This is a genomic window from Streptomyces sp. NPDC001002, from assembly GCF_053599215.1.
In genome coordinates this window covers 21278-27678 of sequence record NZ_JBSFLV010000121.1, presented here as the reverse complement: position 1 = coordinate 27678, position 6401 = coordinate 21278, and the positions used below count along the sequence as shown (strand labels likewise).

6 protein-coding genes are annotated in these 6401 nt (G+C 70.5%); 2 read left to right on the top strand and 4 right to left on the bottom strand.

Features of this window, described 5'->3' with window-relative positions; translation table 11 throughout:
• Nucleotides 1–239 precede the first annotated feature (239 nt).
• Nucleotides 240–1241 carry a LacI family DNA-binding transcriptional regulator gene (locus ACWDR3_RS36770; RefSeq protein ID WP_450356914.1) on the top strand — a complete coding sequence of 334 codons (1002 nt, stop codon included), beginning with the start codon at nucleotides 240–242 and terminating at the stop codon, nucleotides 1239–1241.
• Nucleotides 1242–1274: 33 nt separating this feature from the next.
• Here the strand turns inward: ACWDR3_RS36770 and ACWDR3_RS36765 are convergent, their stop codons facing one another.
• Nucleotides 1275–2000, bottom strand: a complete 726-nt coding sequence (locus ACWDR3_RS36765; protein WP_450356913.1) for an alpha/beta fold hydrolase — start codon at nucleotides 1998–2000, stop codon at nucleotides 1275–1277.
• 219 nt (nucleotides 2001–2219) lie between these two features.
• On the opposite strand from ACWDR3_RS36765, the gene ACWDR3_RS36760 reads away from it, so the two are divergent.
• The gene (locus ACWDR3_RS36760; RefSeq protein ID WP_450356912.1) at nucleotides 2220–3071 is read left to right on the top strand and encodes a helix-turn-helix domain-containing protein; all 852 of its coding nucleotides are present in this window, start codon (nucleotides 2220–2222) and stop codon (nucleotides 3069–3071) included.
• 4 nt (nucleotides 3072–3075) lie between these two features.
• Here ACWDR3_RS36760 and ACWDR3_RS36755 read toward each other — a convergent pair whose 3' ends face one another.
• The 3 genes from ACWDR3_RS36755 to ACWDR3_RS36745 form a co-directional block, all read right to left on the bottom strand.
• A complete protein-coding gene (locus ACWDR3_RS36755; RefSeq protein WP_450356911.1) occupies nucleotides 3076–4695 on the bottom strand; it encodes a purple acid phosphatase family protein in 1620 nt (539 codons plus the stop codon).
• Nucleotides 4696–4922: 227 nt separating this feature from the next.
• On the bottom strand, nucleotides 4923–5729 hold the full coding sequence (locus ACWDR3_RS36750) for a class II aldolase/adducin family protein (RefSeq protein ID WP_450356910.1): 807 nt from the start codon (nucleotides 5727–5729) through the stop codon (nucleotides 4923–4925).
• A gap of 139 nt (nucleotides 5730–5868) precedes the next feature.
• Entirely contained in the window at nucleotides 5869–6318 is a 450-nt protein-coding gene (locus ACWDR3_RS36745) for an Lrp/AsnC family transcriptional regulator (RefSeq protein ID WP_450356909.1), read from the bottom strand.
• Nucleotides 6319–6401: the final 83 nt, after the last annotated feature.

Sequence of the window (6401 nt, the reverse complement as noted above, 5' to 3'; positions counted from 1 at the left end):
GGCGGCGACCCCCTCGGTGATCGCCTGGCTGGGCATCGCGAGCGGTGTCCTGGTCCTCTTCGCGGGCGCGACCCTCGTACGCAGGGCCTGGCGGACCGACCCAGCGCCGCACACCCAAGGACAGCGCACGCTGGTACGCGGAGGTCATCCGGCGCGGCGGCCTGTGACGCCCCGGACTCCGTTCGCGCTTACAGTGCTGCTACCGCCCGTCCCGTCCGCAGGAACAGGAGCCGCCCCACATGACCAGACGGCCGCCGACGCTCGACGAGGTGGCGCTGCGCGCCGGGGTGTCGGTCGGGACGGTCTCGCGGGTGATCAACAACCGGCAGCACGTGAGCACCAAGGCGCGCCGGGCGGTGGAGAGTGCCGTGGCGGAGTTGGGCTACGTGCCCAACATGGCGGCGCGTTCGCTCGCCTCGCAGCGTCGCGGCGCGGTGGTGCTGGCGATCTCCAGCGACGACCCCGCGCTCTTCGCCAACCTCTTCTTCGCGGAGGTGATCACCGGCGTCAACGCGGTCATCGAGGAGACGGACCTCGAACTGCTGCTGGTCCTGGCCGCCTCCGAGCGCGGCCGGACCCGGCTGGCCCGCATCCTGCGCTCCCGGGGTGCGGACGGCGTGATGCTGCTGGCCCTGCGCGAGAACGATCCCCTGGCGAAGGTGGCCGAGGCGGGGGGCGTGCCCGTCGTGCACGGCGGCCGCTCCCTGGACCGGACCCCGCGCTGGTACGTGGACGCCGACAACCGGGGCGGGGCCCGCCAGGCCGTCGAGCATCTGATCTCGACGGGCCGCCGTGCCATCGGGACCGTCACCGGTCCGCAGGACCTGCACGCGGGTGTCTCCCGCTATCTGGGCTTCCGCGAGGCGGTCGCCCTGGCCGGTCTGTCGGACCATCGCGTGGTCCACGCCGACTTCAGCGAGGTGGGCGGCGCCACCGCGACCGCCCGGCTTCTCGACGAACACCCCGATCTGGACGCGGTGTTCGTCGCCTCGGACGCCATGGCGGCGGGTGCTCTGCAGGTCCTGCGCGAGCGCGGCCGGGCCGTCCCCGAGGACATCGCGGTCGTCGGGTTCAACGACGTCCTCACCGCGCGGCACACCCAGCCGGCCCTGACGACGGTCCACCAGCCCATCGTCGCCCTCGGCCGCGAGATGACCCGCATGCTGGTGCGCGTGCTGGACGGCGAGGAGCCGACGCCCCTGATCCTGCCTACGGAACTGGTGATCAGGGGATCGGCGTGACAGGGTCTGTCGACACGGCGGCGCGTGGGCCGGTCAAGCGAGCTTGAGCAGCAGCTCGGTGAGTTCGGCCGGCACGGTGATCATGCAGTCGTGGCCGGCGGTCAGTTCCCACACCTGGGCCGGGGTGCCGTTGGGCTGGGTCGCGGGGACCGGGCGCCGTTCGAAGCCTTCCGGCTCGCTGCCCACGCAGTGGATGTGGGTGCGGGGGATGGTGTTCACGGCGGGGTTGTCCAGGCGGACCGGCTGCTGGAGGCAGAGCACCGGCTGGTCCGACAGCATCGTGCGCAGCCAGGCGATGTCCGCCGGGTCGGTGACCCCGAACAGGCCGCCGGGCGGCGGTAGTTCGGGCATCGGCGGAATCCGCCAGCCGGTGCCGGACCGCGCGGCGAGGTCGATCAGCGTCTGGGTCACGGGCATGATGTCGGTCGCGCTCTCGCCGTCCCGCGGGACCATCGCGTCGAGGTAGACCAGCTGGGCGATCCGTTCCGGGACCCGGTTCGCGGCGGACGAGACGACCAGCCCCGCGTAGCTGTGTCCCACGAGGATCACGTCGGTGAGATCCTCCTCGACGATCAGCCCGACGACGTCGTCGACGTGCGTGTCGAGGCCTACCTCGGGGCCGAGCAGGTGGGCCTTGTCGCCGTAGCCGGTCAGCGACGGCGCCAGCACCCGGTGCCCCGCCGCCGTCAGCAGTGGGACCACCCGCTCCCAGGCCTGTCCGCTGTGCCAGGCACCGTGGACCAGTAGATATGTGGACATGGCTGTCGCTCCTCGTGGTGGTGGGGGTGGCCGGCGCCTCGTCGTGATGGCAGTGGTCGGCGCTTCGTCGTGATGGCAGTGGTCGGCGCCGCCGATCGGCGCGCCCTCGGCCGGCCACCGCTCACGCTGCCGCCCGGCCTCCGCCCGAGCCAGGGCCCCCGCGATCCTGGGGGTGACAGGACCAGGCAGGCCGGCGACCGCGCGACCTACAGTGGGGAGATGCCGGACGAACCGAATCCGCTGGGCGAGTACGTGCGCGCCCGCCGCGAGCTCGTCACCCCTGAGCAGGTCGGTATCCCCGTGATCGGGGTACGACGGGTGCCGGGTCTGCGCCGGGAGGAGGTCGCGATGCTCGCCGGCATCAGCGCCGACTACTACCTGCGCCTGGAGCAGGGCCGCGACCGCAACCCCTCCGTGCAGGTCCTGGAGTCCATCGCACGCGTGCTCCAGCTCGACGAGGACGCGACGGCGCACCTGCTGCTGCTCGGCGCCGACCGACCCCGGCGGCAGCGCACCAGGCCCCGGCCGCGCAAGGAGACGGTCCCGCCGGGCATCGCCAAACTCGTCGCCACGCTCCCGCTCCCCGCGCTGGTCGAGGGCCGCTACTTCGACGTCCTCGCCGCCAACTCCTTGGCGACGGCCCTGTCACCGCGCTTCGCGGTGGGCGCCAACCGGCTGCGGTCCCTCTTTCTCGACCCGGCCGAGCAGGCGCTCTACCCGTACTGGGAAGGCGCCGCCGGGGGCATGGTCGCCGGCTTCCGCGAGTCGGTCGGGACCGACACGGACGACCCCCGGTTCATCGAACTCGTCGGTGAACTCTCCCTCGCCAGCCCGCTGTTCAGCCGGCTCTGGGCCCGGCACGACGTGCTGGCCTGCGAGGCCGCGCCCAAGTACATCGACCACCCGCAGGTCGGCGGGCTGCGGTTGAACCGGGAGCGGCTGAGCATCGACGGCGCGGCGGGCCAGACGCTCGTCGTCTACCACCCGGACGCCGGCACCGACAGCGCCGACAGACTGGCGCTGCTGGCCTCCGCCATGCAGACACCGGTCGTCGGCGCCGAACCCGTCTGAGGTACTACCTGCCGTGGCCGTCGGAGCGCTTGCGGTGCAGGGTGAAGTTCTCGAAGACCGACAGCTCGCCGTGCGGCTTGTTCACGTTGTAGTAGGTGACGTGCATGCGGGTGGTGTCGCCCGGGTGGCGGCCCGGGTCGACGGTGAACGCCGCGAAGCCATAGGGGTGTTCGGTGTCGCGGACGCCGATCCAGACCGCGTCCTCCTTGACGTACGTGGAGGTGCGCTTGCCGTTGGAGCCGGGGGTCGCCGACACCGCGGTGATGACCTTGCCGGTGCCGTCCTTGAAGAAGGCCTGGTTCGTGGTGCCGGAGACGCCTCCGCCGCCGAGGATCATGTGCACGGTGCCGAGGCCGGTGTCGATGGAGTCGGTCGCGTGCGAGATCGGGTTGGGGGTGAGCGTCTCGCTGCCGTTGACGACTCCTCGAACGGCCAGTGAGCGCTCATAGTTGTGCTCGTGCCCGCACAGGACCAGGTCGACGCCGTAGCGGTCGAAGAGCGGGCCGTACTTCTGCCGCAGGCCCAGGTCGGCGCCGTTGGCGTCGGAGGAGCTGATCATCACCTGGTGCATGGCGACGACCACCCAGTCGACGTCACGGGAGGCCCGCGCCGCCTTCAACTCCTTCTCCAGGAAGGCCAGTTGGCGGCCACCGGAGTAGCCGCTGATGTAGACGTCACCGCCGTCCTGGAGACAGTTGTCGTCGTTCTGCAGCACGATCACACGGACGGAACCGGCCGTGAACGCGTACCACAGGCCCGCGAGTTCGGCGTCGGTCTCCGTGGAGGGGAGGTCGAAGTACGTCTGGTAGGCGCCCAGGCCGATCGGGCCGTTGGCCTTCTCGATCTCGTGGTTGCCGGCCGCCGGCATCCAGGGGCGGAAGCGCGCCGAACGGGTGTTGTTGGTGAAGAAGTTGTTCCAGGTGCGCACCCGGTCGACGTCCAGGTTGGCGTAGCAGAGGTCGCCGTTGAGCAGGTGGAAGAGCGGGGCGACCTGCTCGATGCCGGTGACGATGTCTTTGGTCGCCGGGGTGGAGTTCGCGTCCAGCGCGACCGTGCCGTCGGCCGCCCAGGTCACCTGCGGCGCGGACTGGTCGCCGAAGCTGGTGAAGGTGAGCGGCTTGCGCCCGCGGGGTGCCGTGCGGAACGTACCGCTGTCGGGGGTCGTGCCCTCGTGCGTGGCGAGGTAGATGTAGTCGGTGCCCGGGGTGAGCCGGTCGAGCGCGGCGTGGTGGACGTACACCGTGCGGTTGGAGGTGCCGTCGACGTAGGTGACGGTCCGGGCCTTCGCGCTGGAGCCGAAGCCGTGCTCCAGGGTGCCGTAGCGCACCACCGGTTTGGAGACCGGTCTGTCGGTGATCCACGACACCGTCATCTGGGTGCGCGGATCGGCGCCGAACGTCAGGTGCAGCCCCTGGACCGGGGGTGCGCCGGACGAGTCGGCGGTGAGGTGAAAGGCCGGGTCGGCGAGCGGAGCCGCCTCCGCGGTGCCCGCCCCCAGCAACGGGGTGACGGCGGCGCCGGCCCCCGCGGTGCCGAGCAGACCCAGCGCGTGGCGACGGCTGAACCCCTCGGAAGATTCGGAATTTCTGGTCGACCCGTCCGATGTCCCCGCATGTGCGGTCATGGTGCCCTCCCTGACGAGCAGTTGAGCTGAACGACCGCACCCTGGCGGGCCACAAAGGCCCCTGAGTGAACGTTGCGTTGCCAGTTGGTCGTTGCGCCGCGTGGGACGGGCGGGGTAGGAGAACCTTGCCCCTGCCTTTGCCAGCGGTCGCCCAACTGTTGGCACGACCGGGGGCAAACCGGCGTGCCGGGAGGGCTTGTTGGTTACTTCACGGGAGGGTCGGCCGGCTACTTCAGGACGTCGGGCTCCTGCTCCACGACCAGGTCGGCGAGCAGGTTGAAGTTGTGCCGGGCCATGTTCGCGTTGCTGAACTGGCGGTGCGCGAGGACCACTTCCTCCTCGCTCATGACGCGCGGGGTGCCTGCGGCATCGGCCAGGAGCTGCATCTGACAGGCGCGTTCCATGGTGATGAACCACCAGGCGGCCTCCTCCACGGACCGGCCGACCGTCAGCAGCCCGTGGTGGCGGAGGATGGCCGCCCGGCGAGCGCCGAGGCGGACGGCGATCCGCTCGCCCTCGGACTTCTCCAGGACCAGGCCCTTGTACTCGTCGAACAGCACGTGGTCGTCGTAGAACGCGCAGGACTCCTGGACGATCGGCGCGAGGGGCTTGTCCAGGGAGGCGAAGGCGCGGCCGTGGATCGTGTGGGCGTGCGCGACCGCGACGACGTCCGGGCGCGAGTGGTGGATGGAGGAGTGGATCCAGAAGGCGGCCTTGTTGGTCCGGCGCTCACCCTCGATCACGCGCCCCTCCTCGTCGATGAGCAGCAGGTCGCTCACCCGGATCTTGGAGAAGTGGACCGCGTACGGGTTGACCCAGAACCGGTCCGGGAACTCCGGGTCCCGCGCGGTGATGTGTCCCGCGATCCCCTCGTCGTAGCCGTAGCGGGCGAAGATCCGGAACGCCACCGCGAGCTGCCGCTTCCGGTGCGCCCGCTCGGCCTCGACACTGTCCTGCGCCTCCGCGAGCTGGGGGATGTCCAGTTCCTGGGCCTCGTCCGTGTTCGTCGTGCTGCTGTCAGCGGTGACGGCCATCGTGTCCCGCCCTCCCATACGCCGATGTGAAGTGAAGTTCCGTTCAGACTGCAACCATCTCCGCCCACGCGTCAACCTCCGAGGCAATATCAGTTGCCTATCAGGCAACACGATCGACCGATCGCCAAGGTCCGCCGAGTCAGTCCCCCCGCCGCCAGGTGCCCAGCACCATCAGCGTCTTCGTACCGATCACCGCGCCCGTACGCCGAAGCCGGTCGATGACGTCACGCAGGTGCTGGACGTTGGTGACCCGGACGCGCACCAGGGCGTCCGGGTCACCGGCCACCGTGAACACCTCCTGGGCCTCCGCGACGCTGGCCGCGGCCATGGCGATCGTCTCGACCTTGACGTCACCGGCGAACCGGAGCTCGACGAACGCCTCCAGGCTGGTGCCGAGCTTGCCGTGGTCGAGCAGGACGGTGTAGCCGGAGATCACCCCGACCCGTTCCAGCCGGTCGACCCGGCGCTTGACCGCCGACGGGGACAGCCCCACGCGGTCGGCGATCTCGGTCATGGTCCGGCGGCCGTCCTCCACGAGCAGGTCGAGGATGGCCCGGTCGACACCGTCGATCAGCTCCGTGTCTTTCATGTGTCACCTCGGTCGCACGTGCGTGTTCTTTGCTTCAAGTCGCCTCATCGTCGGAGTTTCTTGCGTTGCGCGCAAGATGTCCG

Bases quoted from the DNA above. Each gene is read 5' to 3' on its own strand.
- ACWDR3_RS36770 (WP_450356914.1), top strand. From the start codon at position 240: ATGACCAGACGGCCGCCGACGCTCGACGAGGTGGCGCTGCGCGCCGGG.
- ACWDR3_RS36765 (WP_450356913.1), bottom strand. From the start codon at position 2,000: ATGTCCACATATCTACTGGTCCACGGTGCCTGGCACAGCGGACAGGCC.
- ACWDR3_RS36760 (WP_450356912.1), top strand. From the start codon at position 2,220: ATGCCGGACGAACCGAATCCGCTGGGCGAGTACGTGCGCGCCCGCCGC.
- ACWDR3_RS36755 (WP_450356911.1), bottom strand. From the start codon at position 4,695: ATGACCGCACATGCGGGGACATCGGACGGGTCGACCAGAAATTCCGAA.
- ACWDR3_RS36750 (WP_450356910.1), bottom strand. From the start codon at position 5,729: ATGGCCGTCACCGCTGACAGCAGCACGACGAACACGGACGAGGCCCAG.
- ACWDR3_RS36745 (WP_450356909.1), bottom strand. From the start codon at position 6,318: ATGAAAGACACGGAGCTGATCGACGGTGTCGACCGGGCCATCCTCGAC.